The organism is Curtobacterium phyllosphaerae (genome assembly GCF_049341865.1).
Classification (GTDB): domain Bacteria; phylum Actinomycetota; class Actinomycetes; order Actinomycetales; family Microbacteriaceae; genus Curtobacterium; species Curtobacterium phyllosphaerae.
In genome coordinates this window covers 250,789-265,934 of sequence record NZ_JBMPIU010000001.1, presented here as the reverse complement: position 1 = coordinate 265,934, position 15,146 = coordinate 250,789, and the positions used below count along the sequence as shown (strand labels likewise).

20 protein-coding genes are annotated in these 15,146 nt (G+C 72.2%); 11 read left to right on the top strand and 9 right to left on the bottom strand.

Translation table 11 applies throughout. The annotated features are described in order from the left end of the window. Positions 1 to 52: 52 nt before the first annotated feature. Positions 53 to 1,174: a lactonase family protein gene (locus ACO0E0_RS01255; protein ID WP_422869585.1), complete on the bottom strand. Its 1,122-nt coding sequence runs from the start codon at positions 1,172 to 1,174 to the stop codon at positions 53 to 55. After that, positions 1,171 to 1,530, bottom strand: coding sequence for a chorismate mutase (locus ACO0E0_RS01250; RefSeq protein ID WP_422869584.1), 360 nt, complete (start codon positions 1,528 to 1,530; stop codon positions 1,171 to 1,173). Before ACO0E0_RS01250 ends, ACO0E0_RS01255 begins: the two co-directional genes overlap by 4 nt. 101 nt (positions 1,531 to 1,631) lie before the next feature. On the opposite strand from ACO0E0_RS01250, the gene ACO0E0_RS01245 reads away from it, so the two are divergent. From ACO0E0_RS01245 to ACO0E0_RS01230, 4 genes are all read left to right on the top strand, one after another. Then, positions 1,632 to 1,964 carry a putative quinol monooxygenase gene (locus ACO0E0_RS01245; RefSeq protein WP_422869583.1) on the top strand — a complete coding sequence of 111 codons (333 nt, stop codon included), beginning with the start codon at positions 1,632 to 1,634 and terminating at the stop codon, positions 1,962 to 1,964. 64 nt (positions 1,965 to 2,028) lie between these two features. Next, positions 2,029 to 2,433, top strand: coding sequence for a DUF1304 domain-containing protein (locus ACO0E0_RS01240; RefSeq protein WP_422869582.1), 405 nt, complete (start codon positions 2,029 to 2,031; stop codon positions 2,431 to 2,433). 109 nt (positions 2,434 to 2,542) lie between these two features. Further along, a complete protein-coding gene (locus ACO0E0_RS01235) occupies positions 2,543 to 2,878 on the top strand; it encodes a DUF3140 domain-containing protein (RefSeq protein WP_422869581.1) in 336 nt (111 codons plus the stop codon). An 86-nt stretch (positions 2,879 to 2,964) separates the two neighbouring features. Next, complete coding sequence (locus ACO0E0_RS01230) at positions 2,965 to 3,402, top strand: VOC family protein (protein WP_422869580.1); 438 nt, start codon at positions 2,965 to 2,967, stop codon at positions 3,400 to 3,402. A gap of 37 nt (positions 3,403 to 3,439) precedes the next feature. Here the strand turns inward: ACO0E0_RS01230 and ACO0E0_RS01225 are convergent, their stop codons facing one another. Both ACO0E0_RS01225 and ACO0E0_RS01220 read right to left on the bottom strand, forming a co-directional pair. After that, a complete protein-coding gene (locus ACO0E0_RS01225) occupies positions 3,440 to 4,453 on the bottom strand; it encodes an iron-siderophore ABC transporter substrate-binding protein (RefSeq protein ID WP_422869579.1) in 1,014 nt (337 codons plus the stop codon). 39 nt (positions 4,454 to 4,492) lie between these two features. Then, a complete protein-coding gene (locus ACO0E0_RS01220) occupies positions 4,493 to 5,371 on the bottom strand; it encodes a siderophore-interacting protein (RefSeq protein WP_422869578.1) in 879 nt (292 codons plus the stop codon). 161 nt (positions 5,372 to 5,532) lie between these two features. Here ACO0E0_RS01220 and ACO0E0_RS01215 point away from each other — a divergent pair, with 161 nt between their 5' ends. Then, positions 5,533 to 6,072, top strand: coding sequence for a MarR family winged helix-turn-helix transcriptional regulator (locus ACO0E0_RS01215; protein ID WP_422869577.1), 540 nt, complete (start codon positions 5,533 to 5,535; stop codon positions 6,070 to 6,072). Between the two features lie 458 nt (positions 6,073 to 6,530). Continuing rightward, entirely contained in the window at positions 6,531 to 6,746 is a 216-nt protein-coding gene (locus ACO0E0_RS01210) for a hypothetical protein (RefSeq protein ID WP_422869576.1), read from the top strand. 7 nt (positions 6,747 to 6,753) lie between these two features. Here ACO0E0_RS01210 and ACO0E0_RS01205 read toward each other — a convergent pair whose 3' ends face one another. Next, complete coding sequence (locus ACO0E0_RS01205; RefSeq protein ID WP_422869575.1) at positions 6,754 to 7,449, bottom strand: SDR family NAD(P)-dependent oxidoreductase; 696 nt, start codon at positions 7,447 to 7,449, stop codon at positions 6,754 to 6,756. A 102-nt stretch (positions 7,450 to 7,551) separates the two neighbouring features. On the opposite strand from ACO0E0_RS01205, the gene ACO0E0_RS01200 reads away from it, so the two are divergent. Then, positions 7,552 to 8,391, top strand: a complete 840-nt coding sequence (locus ACO0E0_RS01200; RefSeq protein WP_422869574.1) for a helix-turn-helix transcriptional regulator — start codon at positions 7,552 to 7,554, stop codon at positions 8,389 to 8,391. 25 nt (positions 8,392 to 8,416) lie between these two features. Further along, a complete protein-coding gene (locus ACO0E0_RS01195) occupies positions 8,417 to 9,295 on the top strand; it encodes a shikimate dehydrogenase family protein (protein ID WP_422869573.1) in 879 nt (292 codons plus the stop codon). A gap of 39 nt (positions 9,296 to 9,334) precedes the next feature. On the opposite strand, the gene ACO0E0_RS01190 is transcribed toward ACO0E0_RS01195, so the two are convergent. The 3 genes from ACO0E0_RS01190 to ACO0E0_RS01180 all read right to left on the bottom strand — a co-directional run bounded on the left by ACO0E0_RS01190 (position 9,335) and on the right by ACO0E0_RS01180 (position 11,461). Next, positions 9,335 to 9,709, bottom strand: a complete 375-nt coding sequence (locus ACO0E0_RS01190) for a YchJ family protein (RefSeq protein ID WP_422869572.1) — start codon at positions 9,707 to 9,709, stop codon at positions 9,335 to 9,337. Between the two features lie 72 nt (positions 9,710 to 9,781). Next, positions 9,782 to 10,939, bottom strand: coding sequence for an FAD-dependent oxidoreductase (locus tag ACO0E0_RS01185; protein WP_422869571.1), 1,158 nt, complete (start codon positions 10,937 to 10,939; stop codon positions 9,782 to 9,784). Positions 10,940 to 11,125: 186 nt separating this feature from the next. Beyond that, complete coding sequence (locus tag ACO0E0_RS01180) at positions 11,126 to 11,461, bottom strand: hypothetical protein (protein WP_422869570.1); 336 nt, start codon at positions 11,459 to 11,461, stop codon at positions 11,126 to 11,128. Between the two features lie 202 nt (positions 11,462 to 11,663). Between ACO0E0_RS01180 and ACO0E0_RS01175 the strand changes: the two genes are divergently transcribed. Next, positions 11,664 to 12,455, top strand: coding sequence for a hypothetical protein (locus tag ACO0E0_RS01175; RefSeq protein WP_422869569.1), 792 nt, complete (start codon positions 11,664 to 11,666; stop codon positions 12,453 to 12,455). Positions 12,456 to 12,471: 16 nt separating this feature from the next. Here ACO0E0_RS01175 and ACO0E0_RS01170 read toward each other — a convergent pair whose 3' ends face one another. Next, positions 12,472 to 13,503, bottom strand: a complete 1,032-nt coding sequence (locus tag ACO0E0_RS01170; RefSeq protein WP_422869568.1) for a Gfo/Idh/MocA family protein — start codon at positions 13,501 to 13,503, stop codon at positions 12,472 to 12,474. Between the two features lie 416 nt (positions 13,504 to 13,919). Between ACO0E0_RS01170 and ACO0E0_RS01165 the strand changes: the two genes are divergently transcribed. After that, positions 13,920 to 14,153, top strand: coding sequence for a hypothetical protein (locus ACO0E0_RS01165; RefSeq protein ID WP_422869567.1), 234 nt, complete (start codon positions 13,920 to 13,922; stop codon positions 14,151 to 14,153). A 250-nt stretch (positions 14,154 to 14,403) separates the two neighbouring features. Continuing rightward, a complete protein-coding gene (locus ACO0E0_RS01160; protein ID WP_422869566.1) occupies positions 14,404 to 15,132 on the top strand; it encodes an SOS response-associated peptidase in 729 nt (242 codons plus the stop codon). The last annotated feature ends 14 nt before the right edge of the window (positions 15,133 to 15,146 follow it).

Sequence of the window (15,146 nt, the reverse complement as noted above, 5' to 3'; positions counted from 1 at the left end):
CCCGATGCTGGTCGAACGCCCGGTCGGGCGCTCGGTCGGCCGCTCGATCAGGTCAGAGCGGGACGACGCAGGTCGGACTGCCGACGGCGATCGTCGCGGTCGGCGCCCCGGGGACCCCGTCCGGGCCGAGCGGCAGCACCGTGAGGGTGTCCGACCGCTCGTTCGCGACGACGACGACCGGGCCGTCGGTGCCGGTCGTCAGCGCGAAGTGCCGGGGCCACGCGCCGCCGCAGTCGACCTCGGCGACGAGCCGGAGGGGGCCCGTGGCATCGAGCACCGCGATGGTGTCACGGCCTCGGACCGCGACGTAGACGAGGCCGGCCCGCGTTACCTCGAGGTGTGAGAGGTACGACTGCCCGGTCGACCCGGTGACCGTGGCGGCGTCCGCGATCGCGCTGTCGTCACCGGCCGCCGCGGGCTCGCTCGTCGCCGCGCTCTCGACGGGCCCGAGCACGCCGTCCGTGACGCGGAGTCGGTGCACGCGACCGTCGAGTTCGCCGCTGACGAAGAGGTCGCCGTCGTGCCACGCCATGTGCCGCGGGCCGGTGCCTGAGTCGAGGTGGTGCACGGCGACCGGCTCGAGGCCGTCCGCACCGAACCGGTACTCGTGCAGGGCGTCGCCGCCGAGGTCGGACACGATGACGTCGCCGCGGAGTCCGGCGTCCGGCGGCACGCCGATCGACTGATGCGCGTGCGGGCCGTCCTGGCGGTCCTCGACGGGGCCCGTCACCGGGGGCATCGCCGCGACGGCCGGGTCGCCGCCGGTGGTGGTGACGACGCCGACGGTCCCGGACAGGTAGTTCGCCACGAGCAGCACGCCGGACGGGTCGACGCGGACGTGGCAGGGCGCGTCCCCGCCGCTGCGGGTGCTCCACAGGTGGCGAAGTTCGACGCCGTCGCGCCGGAATGCGTGCACGCCGCCGTCGTCGGTCTCGCTCACTGCGTAGACGGCGTCGGCGTCGACGGCGATGAACGAGGGGTCGTCGACCACCGCGATCGTCCGGACCACGTCGTCGTGGCCGCCGCGCGCGACGTCGTCGCCGTCGTCGTGGTGCTCGCTGTCGCCGGGGTGGTCCCCGCTGTCGTCGACGAACGAGATCCCGGTCGCGTGCCCGCCGCTCGTCGCCGTGTACGAGCCGACGAGGAGCCTGAGGCCGGTGCGGTGGCCGGTCACTCGTCGCCGCCGGCGATGCGTTCGTGGTGGTGGATGACCTCGGCGATGATGAAGTTCAGGAACTTCTCCGCGAACGCGGGATCCAGGTGCGACTCCGCCGCGAGCGACCGCAGCCGCGCGATCTGGACCTGCTCACGGGCCGGATCGGACGGCGGCATGCCGGCGTTCGCCTTGAGGTAGCCGACACGCTGGGTCCACTTGAACCGCTCGGCGAGCATGTGCACGACGGCGGCGTCGATGTTGTCGATGCTCTCGCGGATGCTCTGGAGCTCCTCGACGGCCGTCCGGTCGTACGGGGAGCCGGACCGTGGGCCGCTCCTGGCCGGTGTCGCCCCGGGCTGATCGACGTCGCTCATGTCGGCAGCCTAGCCGCGGCCCGTCCGGGGTCGCCCGAGTGTGACGACCGTCGCCGACCACGACGACGCCGTCCCGGGACGATCCGCCTACGATCGGTCGGGTGGTGGGCCGCGTCCGGCGGTCCGCGCGACGACGGGAGACGAACATGGCGATGGTGGTGAGCGCGGTGTGGACCGCGATCGAGGGGCACGAGGACGCGGTCGCCGAGGCGCTCCGGAGCCTCGCGGCGGCGTCACGGGACGAACCCGGGAACCACGTCTACGAGGTCTACGTCGACGACGCCGAGCCCCAGGTGTTCCGGATCTTCGAGCAGTACGAGGACGAGGCGGCGTTCCAGGCGCACGTGGACTCCCCGCACTTCGACGAGCACGGCACACGCGGTGGGATCCCGCACCTCGAGGGTCGGGAGCGCAGGACGTTCCGGTCCCTCTGACCGTCCCGGGCACGCGGCCGGACCCTGGCGGCCGCGGGGTCCCGGACCTGGGAGGATGGTCTCCATGACGATCGTGCTCGGCATCTCGTGCGTGTTCGCGGTCCTGGCCGGACTCGTGCACGTCTACATCTTCTTCCTCGAGTCCATCGCGTGGACGAGTCCGCGCGTCCGCAAGGTGTTCGGGATCACGAGCGAGGCCGAGGTGCAGGCCACCCGGGGGCTGGCGTTCAACCAGGGCTTCTACAACCTGTTCCTGGCGATCGGTGCTGTGCTCGGTGTGGTCCTCGTCGTGACCGGCAGCAGCGCCCCTGGCTGGACGCTCGTGGTGTTCTCGTGCGCGAGCATGCTCGGCGCGGCCGTGATCCTCGCCGGCACCGGCCGGAAGTACCTCAACTCGGCGTTCGTGCAGGGGTCGACCCCGCTGATCGCACTGGTGTTCGCGTTCGTCGGGTCGATGCTCGTCGTCTGACAGCCGCGCCACACGGCATCCTCCGGACATCGAGACGTCGCGCGCCACTGGTGCACCCGCACCGCCGTCGCTCGGGCACCCGACCGACCAGAGGTGCATGATCGGACCCATGGCGGACGATGACGACCAGACGACGCGCGAACGGTTCGACGACGCGGTGACCATGACGGCCGGTGCCCTGGAGAAGTGGCTCGACACGGACGAGTCGAAGTCCGTCGGCCAGAAGTCCGGCGGCTCGGAGTCGGTCGGCCACCGGAGCGGGCGCCGGATCGTCGAGATCCTGCGGACGAAGCAGGCGGACCTCACCGACGCGGACCACGACCACATGCGGAAGGTCGTCAGCTACGTCGCGCGGCACAGCAAGCAGCGCCCGGACGGCGACGTGCGGGAGACGCCCTGGCGGTACTCGCTGATGAACTGGGGCCACGACCCGCTCCAGCGCTGATCCGCGGACGAGCAGCACAGCGTGACGGACCATCGCCCGGGACGTCGCCCAGGTGTCTCCCGGGAACGCCGGCGTTCGATCGGACGATGACCGACGCCATCGCGACCCCGCTCGGGTTCTCCCACGTCCGACTCACCGTGACCGACATCGCCCGGAGCAAGGCGTTCTACACGCAGCTGTTCGGGATGGGTCCCGGCAGTGACTTCTCGGACCAGATCGATGACCCGACCATCCACGACGACCCGCAGCGCACCTACGGCGGATGCTCGTTCACGTTCGCGGGACAGACGCTCGGGCTCCGACCGGTCGCGGACCCCGGTGACCGGTTCGACCCGAACCGCGTCGGCCTCGACCACGTGGCCTTCCGCGTGGGGAGCGTCGACGATCTCCGCGCGGCGGCCGATCGACTCGACGCGGCCGGGGTCGAGCACGGCGACGTCACCGAGCTGCCCGCGTTCGGACTGTGGATCCTGTCCGTGCAGGACCCGGACGACATCAACCTGGAGTTCGCCGCGCCGCGCTGACGACCGTGCCGGGCTGCCGGGCCGAACGGCCGGAGGGCTAGCCAAGCTTCGCCGCGAACTCGTCCGGCAGTCGCTTGAGCGACCACAGGATCGCCGGGACGGTGCCCGCCGAGAACGCGTTCCCGATCTCCTTGTCGTCGACGACGATGTCGTGGCCGGCCTCGACCGACGGCACCTTCTGGAACAGCTCGGACTTCGACGCGTCGGCCGCGGTCGTGAAGATCGGCAGGATGACCGTGAGGTCGGCGTTCAGCAGGTCGAGGTTCTCATCCGAGAGCGACGCCGAGAACTGGCTGCCCGCGAGCTGGTCGATCTTGGCGGGCTGCGTGAACCCGAGCCGCTTCATGTACTGCACGCGTGTGTCGTTCGAGCTGTAGGCGCCGTACCCGTTCGACGAGAACGCCCCGATCACGGCGGTCTTGCCGGCGAACTCCGGGTGCGCCTTGCGTGCGGCGGCGAACGCGCTGTCGACCGACGCGAGCAGCTGCTTGCCCTTCGCGACCTCGCCGAGTGCCTTCGCGATCATCGTGACCTGCTGCTTCGTGGTCGTCGCGTAGTTCGCACCGCCCTTCGGCACGGCGACGGTCGGCGCGATCGCGGAGAGCTTGTCGTAGCGGGCCTGCTGCCCGGAGGAGTTCACGTCGAGGATCAGGTCGGGCTTCAGGGCGACGATCGACTCGTAGCTCGGCTCGAGCGTGCCGATGATCTTCGGCGACTTCGTGTACGCCCCCTTGAGCCACGGTCCGACACCGTCGCCGCCGAACCCGAGCCAGTCGCTCGCACCGACCGGCTGCACGCCGAGCGCGAGGGCCGTCTCGGCGTCGCCCCACCCGAGTGCGACGACGCGCTTCGGTGCGGCGTCGACCGTCGTGGTGCCGAACGCGGTGCTGATCTTCGCGGGGAACGCGCCGCCGTCACTCGTGGCACTGCTGGTGCTCGAGGACGGTGCTCCGGCGGAGCAGCCGGCGAGGACGAGGGTCGCGGCGACGGCGGCGCCGACGGCGGCGAGGACGGTACGGAGGCGGCGCTTGGCGCGGAGGTGCTGAGTCACGAAGGGTAGCCTAACCTAACGTTCGACGAGGCGGCGCTGTCACTCGTCGAAGAGCGCCCCGATCGGCTCGCGCTTCTCGGCCTGGAACCGGTCCTCCGCCCGCCCGAGCGCCCAGTACGCCGACAGGGACATCGCGCGCTTCTCGATCCCCCATCCGTCCTGGAGGAACCGACGGATCGCCTTCATCGCGGCACGCTCACCGTGTGCGAACACCGCGACACGGTCCGGACGGGAGGGACGCTCCAGCCCGGCGGTCGCCGCCAGCAGGAGTGAGCCCGGCTGCGCGACCGTCCCGCCCGCCGGGTCGGCGACGCTGCGGTGCAACCACGTCAGCGCGACCCCGGCCGGGTGGTCGAGGTCGAGTTCGTCGGCTGGACCGTCGACCTCGACGAGGGCTCGACCGCGTGCATCGTCGGACATTGCCTCGAGCGCCGACGCGATGGCGGGGATTGCGGAGTCGTCGCCGAGGAGGAGGTGCTCCGTCTCCGGGTCCGCCGACGGCGCATACGTGCCGCCCGGGCCGGACAGCGCGAGCAGGTCGCCGGGTTCCGCGGCGGCAGCCCAAGGTCCCGCCACCCCCTGGTCGCCGTGCACGACGAAGTCGATCGCGATCGTGGCCGACGCGTGGTCGATGCTCCGGACCGTGTAGGTCCGACGCACCGGTCGATCGGACTTCGGCAGCGCGTCCTTCAGCGCGTCGAGGTCGTACGGGGGCGTCAGACCGAGCTCCTCCCGGGCGACGAGGAGCTTCACGTAGCGGTCCGTGGCGGCGAGCCGATCGGGGTCCGCCCCCGCGATGAACGTGTCGAACGCGTCACCCCCGAGGTGCACGCGGACGAGGTGCGGGGTCAGCCGCTCCGTCCGTCGGACGACGAACACGTGCTGGAGGCGCTTCGGGCGCTGCGGGGACTCGACCATGGAGACGGTTGTAGCAGCCCGGCCCGGGAGCCGCTCGTCGCTTCGAACGCACTCAGGTGCGGGCGACTAGCGTCGGCCCAACTGCATCCCGTGGATCACCCAGACACTGTGACTCACTCGACCCCGGACCATCCGGGGGCTCGAACCCGTAGCGCTGTACCGTGGCCGACTCACCATCGGCCGGTCTGGAACCGATGAACTCGATCATCTCCGAATCCGCCACGGACGTGGACGACGTCGTCGCCGCGCTCGCACGGGTCGAGGTCGCCGATGCGCTCCTCCGCTCCCGTCTCCGGACGCGGCTGGGGATCAACACCACCGACCTCGCCGCACTGCAGTACATCGACCGGTGTGAGACGGCGGGCCGCGGCGCCTACGCGAAGGACCTCGCTCCGCTGCTCGGTGTGACGAGCGCTGCGATGACCACGATCCTCGACCGGCTCGGACAGGCCGGGCACGTGCTCCGCACCGCCGACCCCGCGAGCCGACGGACCCGCCTGCTCGCGTTGACCCCGGCGACCCGCCAGCAGCTCGCCGCCACGATCGGCGAGACCCAGCACCGACTGCGCGGCCTCGTCGAGACGATGAACCGACGCGACCGGGAACGTGCCGTCAAGCTCATGGAGGAGATCCGGATCGCGCTCGACGCCGGCGCCCCGGACGACGGACCCGACCGCAGCGTGCGCGGCCTGCTCGTCTGACGCGCACCGCCGCGCTCCTCATGCGCGACGGATGTCCACGAGACGCACACCGTGCCGCCCCAGGGCACGGATCTGACCTGATCGCACAGGAATCGTGCGATCGACCTGGCGTGGTGGCCCCCGCGGCCCCTAGGCTCGTCGAACCGAGAACGACCCGGTTCCGCGCCGCGGGACCCCGTCGTCCGCGAAGAACCGGGAACGACCTGGTTGACCAGGGGCGACGTGTGCAGCACTCGCCCAGAACCGACGACCGGAACGAACGACCCTCGGGCCCGTTCCTTCGTCACCAGCCCAGGTCCTCGTCCAGGACCCCCGAAGAGCTCTCGATCCCAGTCCCGCCCGGACCGGAACCCGCCGACACGTCCACCACGGAACACGCCCTCCCATGGCGTGGGCTGTGCACCGTCGTCCGCGTCCCCGCTGCTGCGCGATCGAGCCCCGATGCTCCGTCTGGAGACATGATGCGCACAGCACGACCACTCGATCTCGACTCCCTCCGCCGCTCGGCCTCCGAATGGCGCCGTCGTGGACTCACCCCGCCCGACGCGATCGCCGCCATGGTCGCCGAACGCGTCGGCGGCATGGCGCATGCGCCGCTCACGACCGGCGATCCCGCCTACGCGGACTTCTTCACCGACCAGGACGCCTGCTCCGAGCAGGAGGGCGTCGCCTGACCGGCTGCTACCACCCGACCACACCGTGGCGGTCGTGGAACTCGCCGTTCGGGCCGTCGGCGCCGATGGTCGCCAAGGCCACGATCGCGTCGGTGCCCTCGGTCACCGTCTGTGGCCCAGAGTTCCCGTTGAACTCCGTCGCGGTGTAGCCGGGGTCGACCACGTTCACAGCGATGTCCGGCACGAACTGCGCGTAGATCGTCGTGAGCATCGTCAAGGCCGCCTTGCTCGCGCTGTAGGACAGGGTCGGGAGCGTCGACTCGATCCGGTCCGGGTCCGACCGGACCGCGAAGGAGCCCAGGCCGCTCGCCACGTTCACGATGACCGGAGCCGTGGATCGCCGGAGCAGCGGCAGGAACGCGTGGATCATCCGGACCGGGCCGACCGTGTTCGTGTCGAGCACCGCAGCGATCGCCGGGCCGTCGACCGCCTCGAGCGGGACCATCCCGCCGGAGATGCCCGCGTTGTTGACGAGGACGTCGATCGCGTCGTACCGCTCTCCGAGCGTGCGTGCGGCGTCGGCGACGGACTGGTCCGACGTGACGTCGAGACGGATCCAGTCGACACCGAGCGATCCTGCCGCGGCCGCGCCACGGTCGGGATCGCGCGCTCCGATGACCACCGCGTGACCGAGATCACGGAGCCGCCGCGCCGTCTCGAGTCCGAGTCCTTTGTTGCCGCCGGTGATGAGTGTCGTCGTCATGTGTCCAGCCTGCACCCGGCGCCTCATGACACACGTCACCCTGCCGGTCACTGGGCACAGCAGTACCACCCCGTCGACCAGTTCGAGGAGGATGATCGCAGCATGGCCACCCGCGGTGAGTTCGCTGTCCTCCTCCGAGCGTGGCGCGACCGGCTGCACCCGACTGCCGTGGGCCTCCCAGCCGGTCCGGGCCGACGTGCATCAGGGATCCGACGCGAAGAGCTGGCGGCCCTGGCCGGCATCTCGGTGGACTACGTGATCCGGCTGGAACAGGGTCGTGCCGACACTCCCTCCGGGCAGGTCGTTGCTGCGCTCGCGCGTTCCCTGCAGCTCGACGAGGCAGAGCGCGAGCAGTTGTTCGTCGCGGCCGGCCTCGCAGCCCCGCTCCCCACGAGTGTGCCGACCCTCGTGCCACCGAGCATCCAGCGCCTCATCACCCGGCTCGGTGAGGTCGGCGTCGCGGTCTACGCGGCCGACTGGACGTTGCTGTCGACGAACGCTGCGTGGGACGCGATCCACGGTGTGCTGACCGGCGCAGGACGGGAGCGGAACCTGCTCTGGCGTCACTTCTCCGGTGCCCCGGAACGGCTGGTGCGCGTCGAGGCCGAGACCGCGCGGTTCGAACGAGCGATCGTCTCGGACCTGCGCATCGCGACCATCCGGTACCCGAGGGACCCGTCCCTGCGTCGTCTCGTCGGGGACCTGGTGCGGATCAGTCCCCGGTTCGCCGAGCTCTGGGCGGACGTCCGCGTCGCGCACCACCAGACGGAGCACAAGACGATCCTGCACCCGGACGTCGGACCGATCGCGCTCGACTGTGACGTCCTCTCCGCGTCGGGGACCGACCTGCGCATCGTCACCTTCACGGCGGAGGTGGGCAGCGAAGACGCCGTGAAGCTCGACCTCGCGCGCACGCTCGGGAGCAGCGTCGTCACGGGCTGAGGCACACGGTCGCTAGGGTCGGACCGTGCACCTCGCCGATCCGTCCCGCACCCGCCTCGCCGTCCTCGGGTCCCCCATCGGGCACTCGCTCTCCCCGACGCTGCACGCAGCTGCGTACGACGTCCTCGGGCTCCCGTTCGAGTACGGCCGGCACGAGGTCGGCGACGGCGCCCTCCCCGCGTTCGTCGAGCAGCTCGGCGTCGGCGCCCCGGGCTGGCGCGGCCTCAGCCTGACGATGCCGTTGAAGCGCGAGGTGCTCCCGCTCCTCGACCGCATCACGCCGCTCGTCGACGAACTCGGCGTGGCGAACACGCTCCGGTTCGTCGATGAGGGCGACGCCGTGCTGCTGTCCGGCGCGAACACCGACGTCGACGGCATCGTGCGACCGGTCCGGGCACTCGGGCACCGGCCGGGGACGGCGACGATCCTCGGCGGTGGCGCGACCGCGGCGAGCGCCCTGTCCGCCTGCGTCCGCCTGGGCGTGACCGCGGTCCGGGTGTTCCTCCGGGACACCGCGCGCGGCACGCACCTCGTCGAGCTCGCGACGCGGATCGGGGTGCGTCTCGAACTCGCGACGCTCGACGCGCTCGGGTCGGGCGGCGCGCACGGGTTCGTGGTCTCGACGCTGCCGGGCGGCACGGCGGACCTGCTGCCGGTGACGCCCGCCGGGAGCGACGCCGTGCTGCTCGACGTAGCGTACGACCCGTGGCCGTCGGCCCTCGCGGAGCAGTGGCGCGCGGACGGCGGCCGGGTGCTCAGCGGCCTCGACATGCTCGCGGAGCAGGCGGTCGGACAGATCCGGTTCTTCGTCTCGGGCGACGACGAGACCCTGCTGCCCGACGAGGACGTGGTCCGGCGGCGGATGCGGACGTCGGTCGGGCTCCCCCCGGTGATCGAGGGCTGAACCCGCTCCGTCACGACGCCTGGCGGCCGGTCGCGACGGTCAGCCCATGATCCCGTCGACGTAGAACCAGCGGCCGGACTCGCGCACGAACGAACTCGTCTCGTGGAGCGCCCCACGGTCGTCCGGACTCCGCCAGGACGCCCGGAACTCGACGACCCCGCTCGTGTCGAACGGTCCGCCCGCCTCGGTGCGGAGGACGTCGAGCACGAGCCAGCGCACGTCCGGGTCGAGGTCGAGCTCGGCCGGGCGGGTCCGCGGGTGCCAGGTCGTCAGCAGGTGTGCGGGGAGACCGCGGGCGAACGCCGAGAACCGCGACCGCATCAGACGTTCCGCCGTGGGTGCCGGCGCGCCGGCGTGGATCGGTCCGCAGCACTCCTCGTACGGGTTGCCACTGAGACACGGGCAGCGGGACATCGCCCCAGCGTACGAGACTCCCCCGAACACCGCGGCCCGACCACGCGGGCCTGCCCCCGCGCCCGCCCCGCCTCAGCTCCGGAACGCGAAGCGCTCCCGTGCCCGGCCCGGCAACGACCGGACCGGAGCACCGGGTGCGGCGTCCGCGGGGAGCATCGCGAGGTCCGCCAGGACGTCCCCGAGCAGCGGCGCGAACTTGAACCCGTGGCCGGAGAACCCGGTCGCGACCGTGACCGGTCCGGAGCGGTCGAGCACGAAGTCCTCGTCCGGGGTGGTGTCGTACAGGCAGCTGATCGGTTCCGGGTCCGCGACGGAGACCCCGGGCACGAACCGCTCGACGTACGCGACGAGGGCGGCGAGCTGCGCGGCGTCCGGTGCGGACGTCCGGTGGTCGGCCGACACCTCGGTGCCCGTGCCGTGGAACCCGACCTTGACGCCCTGCCCCGGCGTGCAGAGCCCGTACACGCTGTCGCTCCCACCCGTCCCGGCGACGTCGAGCGGGTAGTGCACCACGCTCGGCCACGCCTCGTCCGGGAGCGTCGTCCGGAAGTGCGCGGGCTGCTCCTCGGTGACGCGGACCTCCGGCAGGGCCGCCCCGCGCGCGTCGAGGACGGCGCCGACGAGCGGGTGGGTCCAGGAGCCGACCGCGACGACGACGCTCGGCGTGGTGACCGACCGACCGTCGGCGAGCGTGACGGTCGCGCCGTCGGCGTCCACGACGACACCGGACACCGGCGTCTCGAACCACAGCTCGGCACCGTCGGCCGCAGCACGGTCGAGGAGGGCCTCGACCGCGCGGTCGGACCGGATCCGACCGGCGCTGGCGTGGGTGAGGACCGAGCCCTCGAACACCAGTCCGGGCCACCGTGCCGTGGCCTCGTCCGGAGTGAGTCGCTCGGCGGGGATGCCGGCTGCGGCGAGCGCGTCCGTGATCGCGTCGACGGTCTCGGGCCGCCCGTGGTCGACCGCGCCGGTGAGCGTCAGCAACTGCTCACCCGACTCGGACTCGAGCGTCCGCCACAGTTCCAGGGCGCGCGAGGTCATCGCCACGTACTCGGGCGCGGTGTAGCCCTGTCGGAAGATGCGCGACGCACCGTGCGACGATCCTCGGTCGTGTCCTCGTGCGAACTGCTCCACGAGCAGCACGCGGCGTCCACGGGCAGCGAGCGACCGGGCGGCGGCCGCACCGACCACTCCGCCGCCGATGACGATGTGTTCCGGATGGTCCATGTCGACACGGTAGCCGCACTCCGTCAGGGACGATGTGCGGATGGACGCCACCGACGTCGTCCTCCGGTCAGCCGGCGCGTTCGTCGACCTCGTCGAGCGGTACCTGCAGCTCGACGATCCCGGCGCGGTCACCGGCCGTGCGGACCTGCCGGCTGGCTGGTCCGTCGTCGGACGAGCACGAGTCGGTCAGTCGACCGTCCCGTGCGCCCGGTCGGACGCGGACGCGTGCCGGAGCGCACCGGACAGCGCCGCTCCGAGCACACCCGCGACCATGATGACGATCGGGGGTGCGAGTGGCGCGTGCACCATCGAGCTGACGACGAGGAACACCGCACCGAGCACGACGACGGCGATCGATGCCCAGAGGATGTTCTTCCGGGTGCGGCGGCGTCCGCGGGGTGTGCCGGAGTCCTCCGTGTCGGTCTCGGTGGGGATGCGGTCGAGCGGATGGAGTTCGGGTGTGGTGGTGCGCGACGGGTGGGTGTGGTTCGCGCGCGGACGATCGTTGTTCGGGTCGATCATGGGGGTCTCTTCCGGGTGTTCGGCACGTTCGGGTGGTGTGTCGATCTCGGCACCTTCGGGGGCGACGAGGACGGCGACTCTACGTGGTCCGGCTGTACGCCAGATCGGTGCGGGGTGCGGGAGCGCCCAGAATGCGGCTTCCCGCAGTGGACTCGCGCGATCTCCGGGCCACCGATCCAGGGGTCGGCTCCGAATGCCTGCCGTGACTCCGAACCGTCGCCTCCGACTGGAGGGACGGCGCGCCTTCGCCACGCGTCTGCCGTCCGTGATGGGTCGCCGCCGGCATGCCGTGCTGACGATCGCCGCGTTGACCGTCGGTGCCGCGGTCGCCCTGGTGACGGGGATCGGCGTCGGCGCACAGGACGACGACCGTGCGGGCATCGTGGGCGTCGTCGCGGTCGCCCTCGGCGCCGCTGCAGGGTCGTTCGCGGCGTACGTCGCCGCGCGTGTGTTCCTCGTCCGCGACCTCCGGACCCTGCCGGAGCCGCCCTGGCGGCACGACGGGGTGCTCGAGCGCGCAGCGGACCCTGACGGGCCGGGTCTCGCGCCGTCCGATCTCGGACCACTCCGGGTCGCGATCGACCGTGCCGAGGTCCGGGCGGTCTGGGGTGTCCTCATCGGCTGGGCGCAGTGCGGCGTCGGTGCGGGCGTCGTCGTCGCATCGGTGCTGACCTTCCCGGCGACACCGTGGATCATCGCACTGACGGCGTTCCTGGTCGGCGGTCTCGGGCAGGACGGGGCGTTCCGGGCCTACCGCTTGCTCGGGCGGGCCACCGTGGCCGCGCGGGCCGTTGCCGCGCACACCGCCGACACCGCGACCTCGACCGTCCCGACGACCGATGGTGCTGCGACCGGCGGTGCCGCGGTCGACGGTGCCGCGCCCGGCGACCCGGTGTCCGGCGATCCGGCACCCGGCCCGCGTCGACGGACGTCGCGGCGGATGCCGCCCCGCCCGCCCGGCCGGGGCTCGGCGCTCGAACTGCCGGACGAGTGAACCGCGGCCCGGACGGTCAGCGGTCGCGACGCACGAGCCGGTCCGGGAACGAGTGGTCGTAGACCGACTGGATCGTGCGGAGTGTCTTCGCGGCCTCCGCGCCGTCGATCCAGAACGGTCGCCTGTCCCGCACCGCACCGACGAAGTCCTCGATGAGCGCGGCGTGCGAGACGCCCCAGTACGACCGCTCCCCCGCGACCAGCGGCGCCGTGACGACGGTGTCCTCGCGCCCGTCCGCCCACGTCACGACGAGGTCGTCCCGCAGCGACGCCACCGCCCGCTCCGTGACGACCTCGAACTCCACCGGGGCGTTGCGGCCGTGTGCGAGCGTCGCGAAGAAGGTCGTCGTGGCACCGCCCGCGTGGGTCAGGAGCATCTCGGCGGTGTCCTCGACCTCGATCGTGTCGCCGAGGAGCCGGGTCGCCGCCGAGCCCGTGACCCGGACGACGTCGCCGAGCAGCCACTGGGCGAGGTCGAGCGTGTGGATCGCCTGGTTCATCAACAGTCCGCCGCCGGCCGTCGCCCATCGGCCGCGCCACGGAGCGGCGTCGTAGTAGGCCGGGGTCCGGTGCCAGACGACGGTCGCCGCGGCCGCCGTCGGTGTGCCGAGCGAGCCGTCGTCGAGCATCCGCCGGAGTGCCTGGACCGGCGCGTTGTAGCGGTTCTGGAAGCACACGCCGAGCGTCCCCGTCGACCGCGCGGCGACGGCGAGGAGCGCATCGGCCGCGGCGTTCGAGTCCGCGAGGGGCTTCTCGGTGAGGACGCTGACCCCGCGCTCGAGCGCAGCGATCGCGACGGGGGCGTGTTCGGCGTGCGGGGTGCACACCGAGACCACGTCGAGCTGCAGCTCGTCGAGCATCCGACCCGCGTCGGTGTACGCCGCCACCCCGATCGTCGAGGCGGTGTTCGTCGCGCGCTGCTCGTCGACGTCGCAGACCGCGACGAGGTCGACACCGGGGAGGGCCTGCAGCGCGTCGATGTGCAGGGCGGAGATGTCCCCGCAACCGACGACGGCGGCGCGCAGTGCGCCGAGCGATCCGGGTTCCATCCTCCGACGCTATCCACTCCGGCGTCGGAGCGACAACCGTGCGGCACCGCCGTCGGACGGGAGGCGCGAGGCGGGCCCGCCCCGCGCCTCCCGTCCGTCCCGCAGTCACCCGCGGGAACCGCGGAGGTGTCCGTCCTGCAGCCACCCGCCGGCGCGGTCGAGGACGGCGAGCGAGCGCGACGAGCTCGTCTCCGGGACCGTCGGTGGCGGCCCAGGCCACGAGCCGGGCCGCGATGGGGTCGGACGACTGCCCGAGCTGCCGGACGAGCCACTTGCCGCCGCCGAGCCAGACCCCGTCGACCTGCAGGAGCAGCTCCGCCGTGGCGGTGAACACCTGGGCGCGCACGGCGAAGCCCTCGGCGGCCGTCCTCGTCGCGCGGAGGTCGTCGACGGCGGCGCTCAACCCGTAGCGCAGCGTGTCCCGCTCGGCCGGGGTCAGCGGGGCCGGGCCGGCGGCGAGGAGCGCACGGGCCTCCTCCTGCAGCTGCACCGCCCGTGCACCGCCGCGGAGCACCACCGACCGGGCGCAGAGCCCCGCGAGGATCGGCGTCCGCTGGGCGACCTCGCGGTCGTTCCAGGACGCGACGCTCTCCGGTGTCTGCACGAACAGCTCGACGAGCCGCCCCTCGAAGGTCGTGGTCTCGGCGTAGTTCGGTCCACCGCTCGGGAGCAGCAGGACGATGTCCAGGTCCGAGGTCGCGGTGTCGTTCCCGACCGCGACGCTGCCGCCGAGCAGGGCGATCTCGGCGTCGGGGTGGAGGTCGGTGACGAACCGGCGGGCTTGGTCGACGAGGTCCATGGAGGCATGGTCTCATCCGACGAGCTGGTCTCGTCCGACCGGGTGGCCTGCTCGACACCGTCGCGCGGCGTCCGTCGGCGGTTCCGGGCAGGATGGGGTGCATGTGTGGTCGCTTCGTCGTCTCCGACACCACCGCGGACCTGCTCCCGGAACTGCTCGGCGAGCTCGCGGGCCGGACCGAGCACGTGGACGAGGACACGGGCGTCGTCGGCGGTCTGACGGTCAGCTACAACGTCGCCCCCACGGATCGCGTCCACGCGGTCCGGCAGCACCGTGGTGACCGCGAACTCCCGGAGATCTCGTGGGGCTTCGTGCCGTCGTGGGCGAAGGACTTCGCCAAGCAGCGCCCGAAGCCGATCAACGCGCGCATCGAGACCGTCGCGACCTCGGGCATGTTCCGCCGTGCCTTCGCGTCGAACCGCTGCATCGTGCCGGCGCAGGGTTACTACGAGTGGGTCGTCACCGAGACCGGCAAGGAACCCCACTTCGTGCACCACCCGTCGGGTGCGCTCGCCCTGGCCGGGATCGTCAGTGCCTGGCCGGACCCGACCAAGCCGGACGACGATCCGGACAAGTGGCTGCTGTCGCTCGCGATCATCACGCAGGACGCCCACGTCGCCCCGGGCGAGGTCCACGACCGGATGCCGGCGTTCCTCACCCCGGCGGGCTACGACGCCTGGCTCGCTCCCGGTCTCGGCACCGACGACCTGCTGCACCTCCTCGACACGGAGTCCTCCGAGGTCGCCGCGGAGCTCGAGCAGTACGAGGTCTCGCGCGCGGTGAACTCGGTGCGGAACAGCGGGCCACAGCTCATCGACCCTGTCGCGTAGCAGGCGCTCGCGGA